We start from the raw sequence: 17,300 nt of genomic DNA, 5'->3' as shown, positions 1-17,300 counted from the left end.
ACGCTTGGTTCGTTATGAAGAGTTCGGGCGATTTCGCTCCAATCAACTTTGAGATCGGAATCGCCGGTCCTTGGATGGTTTTCTGTGGTGGCTATTGTTCATTATTGCACAGGTCTGGATTTGGGTGAATAACGTCTCTTAAGAATTTTATGGCAACTCAAAAATTACACGGGAGAATAGCAGCAAGCATTCAGGGATTGCAGTAGTTCGATCATGAAGAAAGATGAAGATGGTACAGGACATAAAGGCAACGGCAAACATCATCCGGCATTTTACTGTTGAAACGAACTGGAGGGAAGAAAATTGGCGAAAGAAAAAACCAACGCCATGCGTGTTCTTGATCAAAAAGTGATTCCTTACAATGTAATGACCTACGACAGTCAGGATGGAAGAATTAACGGCATATCTGTTGCCCAAAAAATTGGAAAAGACCCTCAATTGGTATATAAAACATTAGTAACACAGGGAAACAGCGGAAATATTTATGTGTTTGTCATCCCCGTAGAATCGGAACTGGACTTGAAAAAAGCTGCAAAAATAACGGGAGAGAAAAATGTCGCATTGGCGCCGATGAAAGAGATCCAAAAGTTGACGGGCTATATTCGTGGAGGGTGTTCGCCGATAGGTATGGTCAAATCTTATCCGACTTTTATCGATTCGAGTGCTTCTCAACTCGAGCAGATCATCGTCAGCGGCGGCAAAATCGGCGTGCTAATTGAACTTAGCGTGAGAGATTTACAAAACGTAACCGAAGCGACATTTCAAGAAGTGGTAAAATAAAGATAAACAAGTAGTTCTGGATTTGGCATTTCATTATGGTTACTACGATTACTCGCATTTGTCAAAAGGCTTTCGAAAGTATCTCGGAATAACACCGATTAAGTTCAAAAATAGCATGCTTGCTATGAGGGGAATCATATGAAAATGATGTCGTTTTTTACAAGATGAGTAAGCCAAAAATATGATATATTCGAAATGGACAAGCTGAAGCATATTTATAAAGGGAGGAAACTTAATGATCAAACGAATTGCGACTGTTGCTGTTTATGTAGAAGATCAGCAAAAAGCGAAAGAGTTTTGGACAGAAAAAGCAGGGTTTGAAGTGGTCGCTGAGCATCCAATGGGGCCGAATGCTTTTTGGCTGGAAGTAGCTCCAAAAGGGGCACAAACAGCATTGGTCATTTATCCAAAATCAATGATGAAAGATTGGAATGAAAGAAAGCCGTCTATTGTGTTTGAGTGCGATGATGTGCTAGGTACATATGAAACGATGAAAGCGAAAGGTGTGGAATTTTTAGGAGAACCGCAAAAAATGCAATGGGGCACATTTGTACAATTCAAGGATAACGATGGAAATGAATTCATTCTAAAAGGCTAGAGAATTGTTTTATATTGTTTTTTTGCTATACTGCCATAATCATGGGAGTATTTTTATTATGGCAGCTGAGAACTACTAGGCTGTGTTATTTTCATTGGTTGAACCAAAAACCTTATTTAGGAGGAAAGGTTCATTTTCTAATATTGACTTTATGTCATGTTGTAACTACAATGGTTACAAGAGGAGGAGCATGATGAAAATTAGCAGCCGTTTTACTGTTGCAGTCCACATTTTAGCTTTATTAGCATTGGAAAAAAACGCGCACTGTACATCGGAATGGATTGCCGGAAGCGTTAATACGAATCCGGTCGTTGTCCGACGCGTAATCGGGCAGCTAAAAAAAGCAGGATTTGTTCAAGTCCGCCCGGGGACGGGGGGAGCGTTTCTTACGAAGGATACGCAAGAGATTACCCTGCTTGACATTTATCGGGCGGCCGAAGTAGTAGAAGGGGGAGAGTTGTTTCAAATTCATGAACATCCAAATCCGAAATGTCCGGTAGGGGCGAATATTCAAGCGGTTCTGGAAGTAATATTGCTTCGTGCGCAAGAGGCAATGGAAAACGTTTTGCGGGAAATACGCCTGCACGATATTGTGACGGCATTAGCGCAAAAAATCGAAGCGAATCGTCCTTAATTTTTTTAAACTAGTTGTAACCATGGTTGTTACAACAGTATTTCCTTCACATTAAACAATGATGAAAATTGATTCGTTTGGCGCCGCTGGAATGATTGGTCAGCGCATTTTAGCGGAAGCTTTGCAAGAGGACATGAGGTAACAGCGATTGTCCGTGATCCGTCGCGTTTGAATACAGAACATGAACGATTGCATGCCGTTGTCGGCGATATTTTTAACGAAAATAAAACTTGTAGTCGATGTAAACGGCGAAAGCCGGATTTCGGCGGAAGATTTTGCGGTAGCAATCCTCGATGAAGCCGAAAATCCGCGCTTCAGTCGAATGCGGTTTACCGTTGGCTACTAAAGATGGAGGTTATTATGATGAGCGATATTATTCATCCAAAAACAACGATCGGACATGTGCATCTTATCGTATCTAATTTGGAACGGTCGGTTCCTTTCTATACAGAAATCATTGGCTTTCGTCTATTAAAGCAAAATCAAAACGAAGCGGTATTAACCGTGGATGGGGTTACCCCGTTAGCGGTGCTCGAGGAAAAAGCGGATGCGGTGCCGAAGCCGCCACGGACAACGGGACTTTATCATTTCGCGATTTTAGTTCCCGACAGAAAGAGCCTCGCCCAGTCGCTGCTCCATTTATTACAGACCGGTTATCCGCTGCAGGGAGCATCCGATCACTTGTTCAGCGAGGCGGTCTATTTAGCTGATCCGGACGGAAACGGCATTGAAATATACGCCGATCGGCCGATGGAAAAGTGGGAGAAGACGCCAAATGGAGAATATAAAGCGGTAACGGAGCAGCTGGATATAGAAGATTTGCTTGCGCAAGCAGGCACGGAAGCGTGGTCGGGGCTTCCAAAGCAAACACGGATTGGCCATATCCACCTCCACGTCGCCCACATAGATGAAGCTTATGATTTTTATGTGCAAGGGCTAGGCTTTGAACCGACGATCCGCATGGGAATGCACGCTTTGTTCGTATCCGCGGGCGGCTATCATCACCATATCGGACTGAACACATGGGCCGGAGTCGGGGCGCCAAAACCGCCAGTGAACGCCGTGGGACTGCGTGTATTTTCCATTGTGCTTCCAGATGAAACAGAACGGCAGAAGGTAGCAAAACGGCTGCAACATATCGGTGCATCGGTGCGACGAAACGAAAATAGCATATTGACGAGCGATCCGTTTGGCAACGAAGTCGAGCTGATCATTCAGCAATAGTTTTATGCGCTTTTTCTATGAAGCAGATTGGATGAAATACAAAAGAGAGTGTGCACCTGTTAGCGGTGCAAACACTCTCTTTGTATATATTTCACAAGTTCTTCCGGCTTTTGCGAGCCAAGGTACAAACCGTCTCCGTCCGTCAGCTCGATCCATATTCCCTTCTTTCCTTTCATCGTGTAAGCACGGCCTTTTTTCAAGCTCCAGCGAATTCCCCAGCCGCCGTAAGACATAGGATGATAAGGCTGGACTTGAACGTTTTTAATTTGTTGATATGGAATAACACGGGAGCGAAATGGGAAAAAACGAATGACAAGCCCTTCTTTTTCCGTTTTTGTGACTAGTTTCAGCGACAAAAAGAAGAGCGGAAAACAAATGCCGAACAACAGAAACATGCCCCACATTCCCGTATCGCTTGCCGGCTTCGCGCCAAATGGGATGCCAACTACGATTTGCTGGATAAATCCGTACCACATAACAGCGGCGGCAATAAGGACAAGCGTGTTCACATACCAAGGCGGATGCTGCACTTCACGCATGACTATTGCTCCTCCTTTCTTGTCCCTTCCTTTAATTATCATATTCTTCAAGAACATAAATAACCCCTTTTATTTGCTGGCGGCAATCGGAAATGTTACAATAATCACGAGCAATAGGATAAAAAGTTTTCTAGGGTTCCGTGGTCGAATGACGGCTAGTCTGCGACCGAGAGAAAACGCGCGGCATTGGCCGCGTACACGGAGGTATAAGCAGTTTGTTAAACATCTATAAATTAAATATCTCCTGTTATTCGGTGTGGAGAGGTGGATGTTCTCCATCTTTTCCATCGTCTCCTGTCTGATGATAAAAAATCATCTCCCCCTTCCTCATGGAAAAAGGAAATGAAGAAGATTTAGCGAATATATGTTCTTAAGGATCCAAACAAGGGGGAAGGCAAGGGGATGAAAACGGTTCGGGGGATGAAAATCGTTTCTCATGATGAATCACAACTTCGTTCATTAGATGAGTTGATGCGCGTCTTTGGTTCCGCGAAGCGATACGCATTCAATCGTTTACTGGAGGGAAGGAACGCCAAAGACATCATCCAGCACCTTCCGCGCCAATTTCAGCTCAACAAACGGTTTGCCGAAGATGCGGTCTTGCTTGCTCAATCGTTGATTTCTTCTCAACGTGAGTTGCTTCCCATGCGCTTAGAGGATGTGCAGGCGAAAATCGAAAAAACCGAAAAGAAAATCGATGAATACCAACATGGAAGAAAAACACCGAAAAAAGTCGATCTTCCAACGTGTTTAGACGGATTACACCGACGATTAGAAAAACTGAAATTCAAAGAAGCCGAGCTAAAGCACCATCTCGATCATGGGACGATTCCACGTGTGATTTTTGGCGGAAAACAGAACTTTTACAAGCGCTTGAAAGGAAACATCACGAACGAAGAATGGAAAGACTTGCGCTCCAATCAGTTGTATGCCAGAGGCGATAAAAGCAAAAAAGGAAATTTAAACATTCGTCTCGTGTATGACGATCACACGTATGAATGTTATGTAGAAATTGCGAATCCACTTGGACAACCAAAAGGAAAACACGCTCCCCGCTTGAGGCTGCCTGTGTCTGTTCCTGAAAAATATGAAGAGGAAATCATCGATCTTGTCATGGGAGAACTAGTCGGAGTGAATGCAAAAGGAAAGCCGGTCATTCAATATCAACCGTATACCGTCGAAATCTAACGCAAAAACGGGGAATATTATGTCCATCTCGTCTATGAAGAAGAGGTATATGGCAGGGAACTTGCCTACGATGAACCAATTCAAGCGGAACGAATCGCTGGGATGGATATCAATATGGACCGCATCGCCGTAAGCATCGTTTCAAAACAAGGAAACTTCATTAAGTCGAAGGTGTTTTACTGTCATGAACTCGAATATGTGAAAGGAAATCAACGAAACAACATCGTTGGAGAAACCATACGAGATGTATATGACTGGCTGCTTCAAGAGAATGTTGGGGCAGTGGTCATCGAAAACATTCAACTAAGACAGCGGCACGATACGGACAAACGATTCCATCGCTTCACCCATCATTTTAAAAAGAAAAAGCTGACTGACATCATTATTCGCCGGGGGATGCGGCTTGGGTTTCGCGTCAAAAAGGTGAATCCGGCGTATACCAGTGTCATCGGACGTTTCAAATATAGGAAAAAGTATGGGTTATCCGTCCATGAAAACGCCGCTTTGGTGATTGGCAGACGGGGATTAGGGTATCAGGAACGATTGCCAAAAGAACTCATTCACATCATTAAAAACGAAAGTGAAGCGCCATTTGATTGCGGTGTTAGGGTCGATGGAAGAATCCTACAAGCAATCAAAAAGCGGAACGAAACAACGTCAATATATCGCGATGATGTTACGCAAAATCGAGAATTTCAAACAAGAGCATGAATGGTCATTATGGACCATATTGCACAAATTCTGCTGGCTGAACCAGTATCAAATTCAACTGAAGGAGGTGTAACCCTGGTTGCTAAAATCGTTGTCGTGTACTGACCGATGGAAGGAATGGTGCACGACAGGCGCCGTCGCTGACAGCGAGCCACGGGGTGTCTTTCACAGCAGGTGAATGACAAGGGGATTCCCTTCCTGATGGAACTCGGTGAGAATCCGAGCGGCAAGCGGTGTTTCCTGGTTCCATCGCGATGAGTGGATTTTTATAGATTTTAGTAACCAGGGACAAAAGCCCGGGAGGATATCGTTTCGATATTTCTTCGCGGCTTTTTTATTTTGCAACAAAGGAGTGACGAACATGGCCTGGGTATACTTAGTCATTGCTGGCATTTTCGAAGTGGTATGGGCGGTCGCGTTAAAATATACGATGGGATTTACACGGCTTGTGCCGTCCATCATTACGGTTTTCGGTGCGCTTGCCAGCTTTTATTTTTTGTCGATGGCGACAAAAACGCTGCCAATCGGAACCGCCTATGCCGTATGGACGGGAATCGGGGCGATGGGGGCGGTCATTATCGGCATGTTGTTTTTAAACGAGCCGGTCAATGCGCCGAGAATGGTCTTTTTATTGTTTATTCTTGTCGGGATCATCGGGTTGAAGTTCACGTCGGGGCAGTAAAAAAGCAGGGGGGCGCCCTGCTTTTTTATCATTCATTGCTGGCAGGAAGTGAAACATGCCAATTCTCATTTAGATAAGATACAATTACCGTTGTTAACGTTACTGTCAATTGTTTCGGCGTTTTATTCATTCCTTCTAGCATCGTATTTCTTTTTATGTTGTACATCATGGTGTTTTCGTCATAGCGAATGATCGGTGTCTCTGAAAAGTCTTTTTTGTTTATTGTGTAAACGCGCTGTTTTTCGTCGCTTACTTTGAAATCCATAAGTAAATAAGTGTTTTCTTCTACCTCTAATATGCCTGCTTGTTTTTTCTTATCCAATCTTAACTGATGAAGCGTAAGCGTATTTCCTTTATAGCGAAGGGAAACAGGTTGTTTTTTCAACTCGTCCACAGAGAACGTCATCGATTGATTTGGAAATTCCGTTCTTTCGATCCCGCGAAATACAAATGTATATGTTCCTTTTGGTGAAAACGGGAGGAACGAATAGCGCCAGCGGACGACATCTGGATGTCGGGAAGGAAGTTCTTCTTTATAAACAAATACCGTACTTTTGGACGTTTCGATGTTCCATCTTGGTAAAGTTGTTGCGACAATATTTCCATTGCTATCGACAATATCAAATAGCGGCTGATAAAACATTTGGTCACCAAGCCAGTATTCTGGGTGGCTTTTTAGCCGTTCTTTTCCTTTCTCTGTCCAAGACGTTTCTAACTCAATGCTTGTTAATGTAGGAGAATGGACGAGATTTTTTATGGTGACTTGCAATCCGTCTTTTGTTACATACGTTTTATCGATCGGGATGGTTTTTGTAGCCATCATGCTTTTGTTCATATTAACTGGAATTTTAAGTTTCCATTCTCCTTCGACCGTACCGATTTGATGGATATCGATATGAATAAAAAGCTGCTTTGCCTCGCGGGCTTTATCGTTTAACTCGAACATAATATCGGCGTAATGACCGTGAGGGAATACTCGATCAATAGATTGGGAAACCATTCTCCCCGTTTTTGTTTTATATGTCGTATTGGTGGATACGATCTCCCCTTTCTCGTTTGTAATGTAAAATGCGTCTAGGCCCTTCACAAAATACATTGTTCGTTCTGGTCCCAATTGATTTTTTTCAAAAAGAATAGTTGGGTCAATCAATTTCCCGTTTTTGTCTTTAAGGCTATACGTAAAGATAAGACGATTCGTATCCGCCATTACTTCTTTGATTCTAAACGTAATACCGTGATCGGTGACAGCGGCTTTTGTTTGTTGCGAGAATCCTTCTTTTGCGGCGGTTTGCAAGCCTTTATCCAGTTCAGGGCGGATGAAAAAGGATTTCATGTAGGCGGCGAATGTCGGAGAAATATAAGCTCCCGTTGAAATCCCGATGACGACGGAAGCGGCAGCAACCGCTAGCCATTTTCGCCATTTCGTCTGACGTGTGAGTTTTGGATGTTGTTGCTTTTCCGTTTGGTAAGGAAGTTCTTTGGCAAAAACAAAAATGCTTTCCGGAACGGGGATATGAAAGCCAGGCTGTTGGGAGGCCAGTTCTACCATTTGCTTCACCATCGCATCATATCCGTGATCTCCTTCGGTTCGCTCCGAGGTAAAAATTACCGCGTAATATGGCTTTTCCATCGTTTTCCCCCTTATCCTTTTATGTACTCTTGCCGCTTCACGTTGATTTTGACATCTGACAAGAGGAAAATGCTTGTTAAAATAATGGCTAATCCGCCGAGCATGCCAATCGTGATTTTTTCGTGAAGGAAAATCATTCCCCAGACGACGCCGAAAACAGGTACAAGAAAGGTAACGCTTAACGTTTTGGTTGGCCCAACGTTTGCTAGTAAGTAAAAATAAAATAAGTAAGCGATCGCCGTGCAAAAAACGGCCAGTCCCAATACCGAATATATGACGAGCGGCGATACTGGTTTCGTTGGAATAGCGAAGGCTGCCAACGGAATGAGCACAGCAGCGGCGCCTAGTTGCTGCCCAATCGACAACGATAAGGAAGAAACTCCCGTAAATGCCTTTTTAGCATATACACCGCCGCATCCGTATGAGAACGCGGCCAAAATCGACAGCAACGCAGAAAAAACGGTCTGCGTTGACAGTGGAACGGGGCTCCAGCCGACTAGCGCAAACACGCCGACAGTGCCGAGGGCGATGCCGATCCACTTTTTTGCATAAAGCGGCTCATGAAGAAACCATCGCGAAACAAGCGCGGTAAACAACGGAGTGGTCGAATTCAAGATGGCCGCTACGGAAGCGGGTAAATGCAGCGTGGCAGCGGCAATGAGCGTAAACGGAATTGCCGCATTCAGCGCTCCGACGATGAGATATTCCTTCCAATAAGCTTTCAGCTCTACGCTTTTTTTGAACATCCATACATACAATAACAGCAAGATGCCGGCAATAAGTACGCGCAGCTCGATCGTAAGCACAGGTCCGATGGCAGGGGCAGAGATGCGCATAAATAAAAAAGAGGCTCCCCATAAAGCCGCAAGCAGAAAAAGAGCAGCAATTTCTTTGGTATTCATATTTGTCTCTCCCCAATGAATTTTTTCTGAATTATATCATATTTTTTATATTGGCACAGAAAATATGGATTGACAATGGTGATCATTACTCATGATATTTATTTATAAGAGAGCAGTTTTTGGTTGACAATATAGATAAGGATTGAATATCATTAAATTGAAGGTAAATACATGTTTTCTTTGTTAAAGGGGAGTAGCTTTAACAACAAAGTCGTCAGTTCAGGGCAACACCCTCGGCTTTGTTGGCAACGGCAACGTTGTTAGCGAGACCTTTACCAATATTGGTAAAGGTCTGTTTTTATAAAAGGCCTTTACCAAATCGGTAAAGGTCTTTTATTTTTAATGAAAAAGAAGGGAGGATGGAAGCCGATAGCAATGCCATATTTTCGGCGCGTAAGGCCATTCTAATGAGGATTTGGATACAATACAAAGGTGGAGAAAAGTTATAGTAGGAGGGATCATATGAGAAAATGGTGGAAACGGCTTCGTTTCATTGTGAAAATCCGCCGCTTCGCCCCATTTTTGCTTGAATTTTTCCGATCCCGCGAAGTGCCGATGCGGAAAAAAGCGTTCTCTGTTTTCTTGCTGCTCGCTTATGTCGCGTTTCCGTTTGATCTCATTCCCGACTGGCTTGGCTTGTTTGGCATTATCGATGATATAACGGTGTTATTATTTATCCTTCAGCAAATCATCAAAATGGCTCCTTCCCATTTAAAAAATAAATACGGCGTGTAAAGGAGGAATGGTAAGTGGAATTTTTAACAGCGCTTTTATCGATTGTTATTATTGATCTTGTATTGGCGGGCGACAATGCGATCGTCATTGGCTTGGCGGCGCGTAATTTGCCAAAGCACCAGCAAAAAAAGGCGGTTATTTGGGGGACAGTAGGTGCGGTGGTGATCCGCGCGCTTGCGACTTTATTTGTCGTATGGCTATTAAAAGTTCCTGGATTGCTGTTAATTGGCGGTATCTTGCTTGTTTGGATCGCCTATAAGCTGCTTGTTGAGGAAAAAGGACATGATGTCGAAGCGGGAGGCAGCTTATGGGAAGCGATCCGCACGATTATTATCGCCGATGCGTTAATGGGATTGGATAACGTGCTGGCAGTGGCTGGAGCAGCACATGACAGCTTCTTATTAGTCATACTTGGATTGATGATTTCCGTACCGATTATGGTATGGGGAAGCACGATCATTTTAAAATGGATCGAGCGTTTTCCGGTCATTATTACAATCGGGGCAGGGGTATTGGCTTGGACTGCGGCGAAAATGATTGTAGATGAGCCGTTTTTAGATCAGTACTTTGCCAATCCGATTGTCAAATACGGATTTGAAATTCTTGTCATCGCTGGGGTTATTGCCGCTGGCACGTTGAAAAAGAAGAAAAGTGAAAACAAATTAGAAACAAAAGCCGCCAACGGGTGATTGGCGGCTTTTGCTTATAACTCATCAAATCCGTTATCGATATTCACTTTTGTATATTGCCGTGATTTTTGTTCAAAGAAATCGGATTTGCCAAGGTCGACTTCTTCATACGCTTTAATCCAGCGCAATGGATTGGTTCGATAGCCGTCAAACGGACGGTCAAAGCCAAGCTGATGGGCGCGGACGTTGGCATAAAATTTAATGTAGGCGCTTAAATCGTACATATCAATGCCATCGATATCGTTGCCGATAATGTAATTGGCCCATTCGATTTCCAGTTCGGCCGCTTTAACGAACGTTTCCCGCACGAATTCAGCGAGCTGAGGAGTATTGTATTCTTGGTATTCGTTCAGTACTTCTTTAAAAATTTTCGCGAACAGATCGACATGGATATGTTCGTCCCGATTGATATAATTAATCATCGTGCTTGTCGCGACCATTTTTTGATTGCGCGCCAAATTGTAAAAGAAAGCAAACCCGGAGTAGAAAAACAATCCTTCTAAAATCACGTCATAGACAATCGATTTTAATAAGTTTTCGACGTTCGGATTTTCGGCAAACGCTTTGTAGCCGTTCGTGACAAAATCGTTTCGCTTGCGCAAAATCGGCTCATTCCGCCAAAATTCAAACACTTCGTCCTGTTTTTGTTTCGGCACAAGGCTTGAAAGCACGTAAGAATACGAATGGTTATGAATGACTTCCTGCTGGGCAAGCATGATCATGAGCGCGTTAATGCTCGAATCGGTAATATAATCGGCGACCCTGCCGGCGTAATCGGTTTGGATGCTGTCAAGCAGGGCGAGCAGGCCGATAATTTTCAAAAACGCGTCTTGCTCGCGCTCTGTTAGCAATGGAAATTGCTTGACATCTTGCGACATATTGATTTCAAATGGCGTCCAAAAGTTGGCCAGCATCCGTTTATATTTGGCGTACGCCCACGGGTAGGCGACATCGTCCCAGTTCAGGACGTTTGAGCATTTGCCGTTAATGATGCGTGTCGAGCGGTTGGGCGCTTCCGGGTCCATGATGACTCTTTTCGTTAATGCATGTGCCATGTTTTGTCCCCTTAACTTGCGCATGATTCGCATTCAGTGATCGTACTGGAAGTAGAACGGACGTAATAGGTTGTTTTTAGTCCTGACTTCCAGGCGGTGAGATGAAGGTCTAACAGTTCTTTTGCTTTAATCGTGTTCATGACGTAAAAGTTGAACGAAATCGCCTGGTCGATATGGCGTTGGCGAGCTGCGTTCTGCTTGATACTCCAATGCTGATCGATATGGTACGCCGATTTATAGTACCATGTTGTTTTTTCATTTAAATCAGGTGCAGTGACCGGGATTTTGTAATCTTTCTTTTCTTCGGCGTACACTTTTGAAAAGATCGGATCAATGCTTGCGGTGCTGCCGGCGATAATCGACGTCGAGGCGTTTGGCGCAACCGCCAGGACGTAACCGTTGCGCATGCCGTGTTTGGCGACTTGTTTTTTCAGCGTGTCCCAGTCGACGTTATCGTGGCGACGGTAGCCTCGTTTGTCAAAATAGGCGCCCGTCTGCCATTCAGACCCTGGAAACGCCGGATAGCTTCCTTTTTCTTTCGCAAGCTCCATGCTCGCTTTGATGGCTAAGTAAGCAATTTTTTCGTACAGCTTGTCCGCATATTCAACTGCTTCATCCGATTCCCAGCGAACGCCTTTTAACGCAAGCAAATGGTGCCAGCCGAACGTGCCAAGCCCGACGGCGCGGTATTTTTGATTGGTAAGCTGCGCTTGCAGGACAGGAATGTTGTTTAAGTCAATGACGTTGTCAAGCATGCGCATTTGAATTGGAATGAGCCGCTCGAGCACATCGTCAGTGACGGCGCGGGCAAGATTGATGGACGACAAATTGCAGACGACAAAATCGCCCGGGATTTTTTCAATGATAACCTTTCCGTCCTTTGTATATTGCTTTTCTACGACGGTTGGGCTTTGGTTTTGCGCGATTTCCGTGCAAAGGTTGCTGCAGTAAATCATGCCGAGATGCGCGTTCGGGTTTTTCCGGTTCACTTCATCACGGTAAAACATAAACGGTGTCCCTGACTCTAGTTGGCTGCGCATAATGCTTTTCATGATTTCAATCGCCGGTACTTTTTCTTTAGAAAGTCGCGCTTCTTGAACACATTGCCAGTATTTTTCGCGGAAGCTGCCGCGCCCTTTTTCTTCATCATAAAAGTCCTCCAGGCTAAATCCCATCACTTTCCGCACTTCATGCGGGTCAAACAAATACCAATCGCCGCGCTTTTCCACTTGCTCCATAAACAAATCAGGAATGCAGACGCCCGTAAATAAATCGTGCGTTCTCATCCGTTCGTCGCCGTTATTTAATTTCGCGTCCAAAAAGGCGAAAATATCTTTATGCCACACGTCTAAGTAAACGGAAATCGCGCCTTTGCGCTGCCCTAATTGATCGACGCTGACGGCGGTGTTATTGAGCTGCTTCATCCATGGAATCACGCCGGAGGAAACGCCTTTAAAGCCCTTGATGTCGCTGCCGCGGCTTCTGATTTTGCCAAGATAGACGCCGATTCCCCCGCCCGATTTCGAAAGGTTGGCGATATCGGTATTGCTGTCGTAAATGCTTTGCAGGCTGTCATCGACAGTATCGACAAAGCAGCTTGACAGTTGTCCACAGCGTTTGCCGGCGTTTGCCAAAGTCGGTGTGGCAACGGTCATGTACAAGTTGCTTAACGCCCAGTACGCTTCTTGGATAAGGGCAAGACGGCGCTGTTTTGGCTCTTTGGCCATTAGCGTCATTGCGATGATAAGAAACCGCTCTTGCGGAAGCTCATATAAGTTGCGTTCGTAGTCGCGGGCAAGGTAGCGATCGGCAAGTGTGCGCAAGCCGATATAGGTAAACAGCTTGTCTTTTTCCGGATCGATAAGTTTGGCGAGTTCCGTGATTTCTTCTTTTGTATAATCTTCCAAAAGGAAACGATGATACACTCCCTTTGCGACAAGTGTAGCAATTAAATCATAAAGGCTGCCGTAGCGTTGCGTTTCATCGTATCCGCGCTGCTTTGCTGCTTCTTTGTATAATTGTTCTAAATAAATGCGGGTGCAGACAAATGTCCATTCCGGTTCCGTTTCGCTAATATAGGAAAGTCCTTCTAGTATGAGATAATGAAAGAGCTGCTCGACAGACATGACCTTTTTATGTTCGATCAAGCGGATGATGCGTTCGGTATAGTCGTCTGTCCGTAAGTGTGGAAAATCGCTTGTCATGCGGCGGATAAAGGAAATGAGTTTCTCGCGGGAAAATGGCTCCGCTTGTCCATTTTCTTTCGTAATCATCGTATTGCTTGTTTGCAACGCCATCGTTTTCTCCTCCTTATCGTCCATAAAAAAATCCACTCGGGTCAACGAGTGGATGAAACGACAGCATAAAAAGGGCAGGGGAATCCCTTTTCCACCATCGTTTCATCTTCCCGCTCCCCGGAGAACATGAAACGCAACCAAGCAAGGCAGGTCTCCTGACTCGTGCTTCTTCCTACTTTGGATCCTTCCCATATGCGCGCCCAAGCGAGCTTTCGCATACAGTGGATGCTCCATTTCGTCCGCACATACAGTTGCGGGGGCAGTTCTGGATTCTCACCAGATTCCCTATTAAGTCCGAACGGACACCATTGCTTGTGGTTTTACTATATATAGTTGTTTGATCAACAAAAAACACAATATATAGTATTTTGTTGTTGGTATAAGCATATAATAAAACGCTGGAAAATTCAACTATGATTTTACGACAAAAAGGAAAAATGAGAAATGCTGTTTCGTTGTCCAAGCATTTCTCATTGGCGTGGAGTATGGAATTTTAGCAATAAAATTTGAAGCAGCCGTCCGATACATATCCCAGGAATGGCAAACAGCATCGGCAGCCAAATAGGACCGAAAAATATGCCCAAAAATGTAACGTGCGAGGAATACATCAGACCGACGGTAACGAAATAGGCGGAAAATACAAACGGCAGGAACGAATAAGGAGTTTTTCCTCCGCCAGCATCTTTGAACGCGTCCCACATCGCGTAAAAATATAAACATGGATAAAACATGAGCCACTCAAAGTCAATGATGTGGCTGGCCTCATGAGTATTTCCTAAAAAACTTAACCGAATGGCCTCGTTAAACCGTGATTGAGTATTAATAACAAACTCCAGGAAGATAAATAAAGCACCTTTAAAATATTTTCTATTTAAAATTTGCCCAAATCCAGGTAGTGCAATGCTCCACAATAACTGTTCTATTGCCTTCACGTTTTCTAACCCTTTACTAAAAATAAGTTGCTTCAAGATTGCATTGCCTGTTATTGCGATGAAAAGGGAATTGCACCTCCTTGATATTTACTGCAATTACATTATTTAACAAGAAGCAATATTTTATGCTTTTTTACAATAATTAAATGGAATGTTTCTTTTTTGTAAATAAATAGTTTTATGGAATAAAATGCTTGTCCATCATATTATTGGTTAACATAATCCAAAAATATTTTCTTTAAATTTTTCAGAATAATTAATATAATATTAATGTAATGAATTTTGTTGAATAACAAAGGGGGAAAAAATGTGAAGGGGCTTAAATCCGTTTTGCTTTGGGGTCTTATTTCTGTACTTGGAGCAGCAGGATTTGCGATCCTCGCGTTAAGCCGTGGCGAAACGGTTAATGCGATTTGGCTGATTGTTGCTGCTGTATGTACGTATGCGGTGGCCTACCGTTTTTACAGCAAGTTTATCGCCCGCAAAGTATTTGGGCTTGATGACAATCGCAAAACGCCTGCCGAGGTGTTTAACGACGGAAAAGATTATGTGCCGACAAACAAATGGGTGTTGTTCGGCCATCACTTTGCGGCGATCGCCGGCGCCGGCCCGCTTGTTGGACCGATTTTGGCGGCGCAAATGGGATATTTGCCGGGAACGCTCTGGATTGTGATCGGTGTTGTGTTAGGCGGAGCCGTGCAAGACTTTGTTATTTTATTCGCTTCGATGCGCCGCAATGGCAAATCGCTTGGCGAAATGGTGAAAGAAGAAATCGGTCCTGTGACAGGTTTCATTGCCGCTCTTGGTATTTTGGGAATCATGATTATTTTATTGGCTGTTTTGGCATTGGTGGTTGTGAAAGCGCTTGTAGGAAGCCCGTGGGGCATGTTCACCATCGCTGCGACGATTCCGATTGCGATTTTGATGGGAATCTACATGCGCTTTATTCGTCCGGGACGCGTGGCGGAAGCTTCTTTAATCGGATTTGTTCTGCTTCTTTTTTCGTTAGTTGCCGGACAGTATGTAGCGGAACATCCGACGCTCGCGAAAATTTTTACATTAAAAGGCGAAACGATCGCGATTTTAATGATCATTTACGGATTTGTTGCATCAGCATTGCCGGTATGGCTATTGCTTGCGCCGCGTGACTATTTAAGCACGTTCTTGAAAATCGGCACGATTGTCGGTCTTGCTTTGGGCATTTTGGTTGTGGCGCCAGATTTGCAAATGCCGGCGGTAACGAAATTTGTCGATGGCACTGGCCCTGTGTTCGCCGGAGATTTATTCCCGTTCCTGTTTATTACGATCGCCTGCGGTGCCGTGTCGGGATTCCATGCCCTTGTTTCGTCCGGTACGACGCCAAAAATGATTGAAATCGAGAGCCATGCCCGCCCAATCGGCTATGGCGCGATGTTGATGGAATCATTCGTTGCTGTCATGGCGATGGTGGCAGCCTGCGTGCTGACTCCGGGAGCGTATTTTGCCATCAACAGCCCGGCTGCTGTCATTGGCCAAGATGTAGTGCAAGCAGCGAAAGTCGTGTCATCATGGGGATTTACCGTGACGCCTGACATGCTGTCAGAGCTTGCGAAAAATGTCGGCGAGCAGACGATTTTATCGCGGACTGGCGGTGCGCCGACACTGGCGATTGGAATGGCGGTTATTCTCTCGAAGGTAATCGGCGGCAAAACGTTAATGGCGTTCTGGTACCATTTCGCGATTTTGTTTGAAGCGCTCTTTATTTTAACGACGATCGACGCGGGTACACGCGTTGGCCGCTTTATGATTCAGGATATTATGGGCACTTTCTACAAACCGCTTGGCAAAACCGATTCGCTAGTTTCCAATATTATCGCGACGACGCTGTGCGTTCTTGCTTGGGGATATTTCCTATACCAAGGTGTGGTCGATCCGCTTGGCGGCATTAATACGTTGTGGCCGCTATTCGGCATTGCCAACCAAATGCTGGCAGGGATTGCGTTGCTATTAGGCACGACCGTGCTGTTCAAAATGGGCAAAAAAGCGTACGTTTGGGTGACGCTGATCCCGACTACTTGGCTTTTAGTTGTCACGCTCACCGCAGGATATCAAAAGCTGTTCCATAGCGATGCGAAAATCGGCTTTCTCGCCCATGCGAATATGTTTAAAGATAAATTAAACGCAGGAGAAATCTTGGCTCCTGCGGCCAATGAAGCACAAATGCGGCAAATCATTATGAACGACTACATTGATGCAACGCTTTGCGCGATTTTCATGCTTGTTGTGATTGCCATGTTGATTTCGGCAGTAAATATGTGGATCAAAGTATTGCAAAACAAACACGTGCCGTTGAAAGAAGCACCTTATATTCCAAGAGAGGGAGGAAATGAGGTTAAACATTATGCGTAAGTGGCTTCATACCATTCTGTCCTATCGCAAACAATTTCTTGATTTGCTTGTCGGCGTTCCAAATTATGAAAAATATGTCGAGCATATGAAAACACACCATCCGGGAGAACCGATCAAATCAAGAAAAGAGTTTTTCTGCGAAGTGCAGGAAGCGCGCTATAACGGGAAGGGTGGCAAAGTTTCGCGCTGCTGCTAAGCTGATAAGAAGGGAAAAAGGGGAAGAGCACGTTCCCCTTTTTCCATTTGTAACGTTATGTTCGGCAGTCGTGCGGAAATGAACATCGTGGCTGTTTCTTAATTTTTATTATTTTTGCAA

19 protein-coding genes, 1 pseudogene and 1 riboswitch are annotated in these 17,300 nt (G+C 44.5%); of the genes and pseudogenes, 13 read left to right on the top strand and 7 right to left on the bottom strand.

The genetic code is table 11. The annotated features are described in order from the left end of the window. Positions 1 to 303: 303 nt before the first annotated feature. From ybaK to BV455_RS05740, 6 genes are all read left to right on the top strand, one after another. On the top strand, positions 304 to 780 hold the full coding sequence (gene ybaK / locus BV455_RS05765) for a Cys-tRNA(Pro) deacylase (RefSeq protein WP_061580307.1): 477 nt from the start codon (positions 304 to 306) through the stop codon (positions 778 to 780). 22 nt (positions 781 to 802) lie between these two features. Continuing rightward, positions 803 to 922 (top strand): AraC family transcriptional regulator, encoded by a 120-nt coding sequence (locus tag BV455_RS20900; protein WP_161939262.1) that lies wholly within the window; start codon positions 803 to 805, stop codon positions 920 to 922. 93 nt (positions 923 to 1,015) lie between these two features. Further along, positions 1,016 to 1,378: a VOC family protein gene (locus BV455_RS05755; RefSeq protein WP_061580306.1), complete on the top strand. Its 363-nt coding sequence runs from the start codon at positions 1,016 to 1,018 to the stop codon at positions 1,376 to 1,378. Positions 1,379 to 1,571: 193 nt separating this feature from the next. Then, positions 1,572 to 2,012, top strand: coding sequence for an Rrf2 family transcriptional regulator (locus tag BV455_RS05750; RefSeq protein WP_042412101.1), 441 nt, complete (start codon positions 1,572 to 1,574; stop codon positions 2,010 to 2,012). 181 nt (positions 2,013 to 2,193) lie between these two features. After that, a complete protein-coding gene (locus BV455_RS20765; RefSeq protein WP_321164461.1) occupies positions 2,194 to 2,358 on the top strand; it encodes a hypothetical protein in 165 nt (54 codons plus the stop codon). Positions 2,359 to 2,375: 17 nt separating this feature from the next. Next, entirely contained in the window at positions 2,376 to 3,236 is an 861-nt protein-coding gene (locus BV455_RS05740; RefSeq protein ID WP_017436653.1) for a VOC family protein, read from the top strand. A gap of 59 nt (positions 3,237 to 3,295) precedes the next feature. Here BV455_RS05740 and BV455_RS05735 read toward each other — a convergent pair whose 3' ends face one another. Beyond that, positions 3,296 to 3,775 (bottom strand): DUF6141 family protein, encoded by a 480-nt coding sequence (locus BV455_RS05735; protein ID WP_061580305.1) that lies wholly within the window; start codon positions 3,773 to 3,775, stop codon positions 3,296 to 3,298. Positions 3,776 to 4,177: 402 nt separating this feature from the next. Between BV455_RS05735 and BV455_RS20270 the strand changes: the two genes are divergently transcribed. The 3 genes from BV455_RS20270 to sugE all read left to right on the top strand — a co-directional run bounded on the left by BV455_RS20270 (position 4,178) and on the right by sugE (position 6,356). Next, positions 4,178 to 4,963, top strand: coding sequence for a transposase (locus tag BV455_RS20270; RefSeq protein WP_223845321.1), 786 nt, complete (start codon positions 4,178 to 4,180; stop codon positions 4,961 to 4,963). Between the two features lie 102 nt (positions 4,964 to 5,065). Next, positions 5,066 to 5,674 (top strand): IS200/IS605 family accessory protein TnpB-related protein, encoded by a 609-nt coding sequence (locus BV455_RS20265; RefSeq protein ID WP_223845320.1) that lies wholly within the window; start codon positions 5,066 to 5,068, stop codon positions 5,672 to 5,674. Positions 5,675 to 6,035: 361 nt separating this feature from the next. Continuing rightward, the gene (gene sugE / locus BV455_RS05725) at positions 6,036 to 6,356 is read left to right on the top strand and encodes a quaternary ammonium compound efflux SMR transporter SugE (protein WP_017435744.1); all 321 of its coding nucleotides are present in this window, start codon (positions 6,036 to 6,038) and stop codon (positions 6,354 to 6,356) included. A gap of 28 nt (positions 6,357 to 6,384) precedes the next feature. On the opposite strand, the gene BV455_RS05720 is transcribed toward sugE, so the two are convergent. The 3 genes and pseudogenes from BV455_RS05720 to BV455_RS05715 all read right to left on the bottom strand — a co-directional run bounded on the left by BV455_RS05720 (position 6,385) and on the right by BV455_RS05715 (position 8,888). Beyond that, entirely contained in the window at positions 6,385 to 7,869 is a 1,485-nt protein-coding gene (locus BV455_RS05720) for a DUF4179 domain-containing protein (RefSeq protein ID WP_321164462.1), read from the bottom strand. Positions 7,870 to 7,872: 3 nt separating this feature from the next. Next, a pseudogene (locus BV455_RS20760) lies at positions 7,873 to 7,986 on the bottom strand (antibiotic biosynthesis monooxygenase); the annotation flags it as partial. An 11-nt stretch (positions 7,987 to 7,997) separates the two neighbouring features. After that, positions 7,998 to 8,888: a DMT family transporter gene (locus BV455_RS05715; RefSeq protein ID WP_061580304.1), complete on the bottom strand. Its 891-nt coding sequence runs from the start codon at positions 8,886 to 8,888 to the stop codon at positions 7,998 to 8,000. A gap of 462 nt (positions 8,889 to 9,350) precedes the next feature. Between BV455_RS05715 and BV455_RS05710 the strand changes: the two genes are divergently transcribed. Further along, positions 9,351 to 9,623 carry a YkvA family protein gene (locus tag BV455_RS05710; protein WP_017435749.1) on the top strand — a complete coding sequence of 91 codons (273 nt, stop codon included), beginning with the start codon at positions 9,351 to 9,353 and terminating at the stop codon, positions 9,621 to 9,623. A 14-nt stretch (positions 9,624 to 9,637) separates the two neighbouring features. After that, entirely contained in the window at positions 9,638 to 10,312 is a 675-nt protein-coding gene (locus tag BV455_RS05705) for a TerC family protein (protein WP_061580303.1), read from the top strand. A 14-nt stretch (positions 10,313 to 10,326) separates the two neighbouring features. On the opposite strand, the gene BV455_RS05700 is transcribed toward BV455_RS05705, so the two are convergent. From BV455_RS05700 to BV455_RS05690, 3 genes are all read right to left on the bottom strand, one after another. Then, the gene (locus BV455_RS05700; RefSeq protein ID WP_017435751.1) at positions 10,327 to 11,367 is read right to left on the bottom strand and encodes a ribonucleotide-diphosphate reductase subunit beta; all 1,041 of its coding nucleotides are present in this window, start codon (positions 11,365 to 11,367) and stop codon (positions 10,327 to 10,329) included. A gap of 11 nt (positions 11,368 to 11,378) precedes the next feature. After that, a complete protein-coding gene (locus BV455_RS05695; protein ID WP_061580302.1) occupies positions 11,379 to 13,664 on the bottom strand; it encodes a ribonucleoside-diphosphate reductase subunit alpha in 2,286 nt (761 codons plus the stop codon). 128 nt (positions 13,665 to 13,792) lie between these two features. Next, positions 13,793 to 13,990: riboswitch (cobalamin riboswitch) on the bottom strand. A 144-nt stretch (positions 13,991 to 14,134) separates the two neighbouring features. After that, positions 14,135 to 14,596 carry a DUF5683 domain-containing protein gene (locus BV455_RS05690; RefSeq protein WP_017435753.1) on the bottom strand — a complete coding sequence of 154 codons (462 nt, stop codon included), beginning with the start codon at positions 14,594 to 14,596 and terminating at the stop codon, positions 14,135 to 14,137. Positions 14,597 to 14,905: 309 nt separating this feature from the next. Here BV455_RS05690 and BV455_RS05685 point away from each other — a divergent pair, with 309 nt between their 5' ends. Together BV455_RS05685 and BV455_RS05680 are read left to right on the top strand one after the other, a co-directional pair. After that, on the top strand, positions 14,906 to 16,984 hold the full coding sequence (locus BV455_RS05685) for a carbon starvation CstA family protein (protein WP_017435754.1): 2,079 nt from the start codon (positions 14,906 to 14,908) through the stop codon (positions 16,982 to 16,984). Beyond that, positions 16,977 to 17,180 (top strand): YbdD/YjiX family protein, encoded by a 204-nt coding sequence (locus BV455_RS05680; protein WP_017435755.1) that lies wholly within the window; start codon positions 16,977 to 16,979, stop codon positions 17,178 to 17,180. Before BV455_RS05685 ends, BV455_RS05680 begins: the two co-directional genes overlap by 8 nt. Positions 17,181 to 17,300: the final 120 nt, after the last annotated feature.

The organism is Parageobacillus caldoxylosilyticus (assembly GCF_019272935.1).
Taxonomy (GTDB): domain Bacteria; phylum Bacillota; class Bacilli; order Bacillales; family Anoxybacillaceae; genus Saccharococcus; species Saccharococcus caldoxylosilyticus.
This window is presented reverse-complemented; position numbering and strand designations above follow the sequence as displayed.

Coding starts and splice junctions, on each gene's coding strand:
- BV455_RS05715 (WP_061580304.1), bottom strand. CDS start 8,888: ATGAATACCAAAGAAATTGCTGCTCTTTTTCTGCTTGCGGCTTTATGG.
- BV455_RS05710 (WP_017435749.1), top strand. CDS start 9,351: ATGAGAAAATGGTGGAAACGGCTTCGTTTCATTGTGAAAATCCGCCGC.
- BV455_RS05680 (WP_017435755.1), top strand. CDS start 16,977: ATGCGTAAGTGGCTTCATACCATTCTGTCCTATCGCAAACAATTTCTT.
- BV455_RS20270 (WP_223845321.1), top strand. CDS start 4,178: ATGAAAACGGTTCGGGGGATGAAAATCGTTTCTCATGATGAATCACAA.
- sugE (WP_017435744.1), top strand. CDS start 6,036: ATGGCCTGGGTATACTTAGTCATTGCTGGCATTTTCGAAGTGGTATGG.
- BV455_RS05740 (WP_017436653.1), top strand. CDS start 2,376: ATGAGCGATATTATTCATCCAAAAACAACGATCGGACATGTGCATCTT.
- BV455_RS20265 (WP_223845320.1), top strand. CDS start 5,066: ATGGATATCAATATGGACCGCATCGCCGTAAGCATCGTTTCAAAACAA.
- BV455_RS05700 (WP_017435751.1), bottom strand. CDS start 11,367: ATGGCACATGCATTAACGAAAAGAGTCATCATGGACCCGGAAGCGCCC.
- BV455_RS05755 (WP_061580306.1), top strand. CDS start 1,016: ATGATCAAACGAATTGCGACTGTTGCTGTTTATGTAGAAGATCAGCAA.
- BV455_RS05750 (WP_042412101.1), top strand. CDS start 1,572: ATGAAAATTAGCAGCCGTTTTACTGTTGCAGTCCACATTTTAGCTTTA.
- BV455_RS05695 (WP_061580302.1), bottom strand. CDS start 13,664: ATGGCGTTGCAAACAAGCAATACGATGATTACGAAAGAAAATGGACAA.
- BV455_RS20765 (WP_321164461.1), top strand. CDS start 2,194: ATGAACGATTGCATGCCGTTGTCGGCGATATTTTTAACGAAAATAAAA.
- BV455_RS05735 (WP_061580305.1), bottom strand. CDS start 3,775: ATGCGTGAAGTGCAGCATCCGCCTTGGTATGTGAACACGCTTGTCCTT.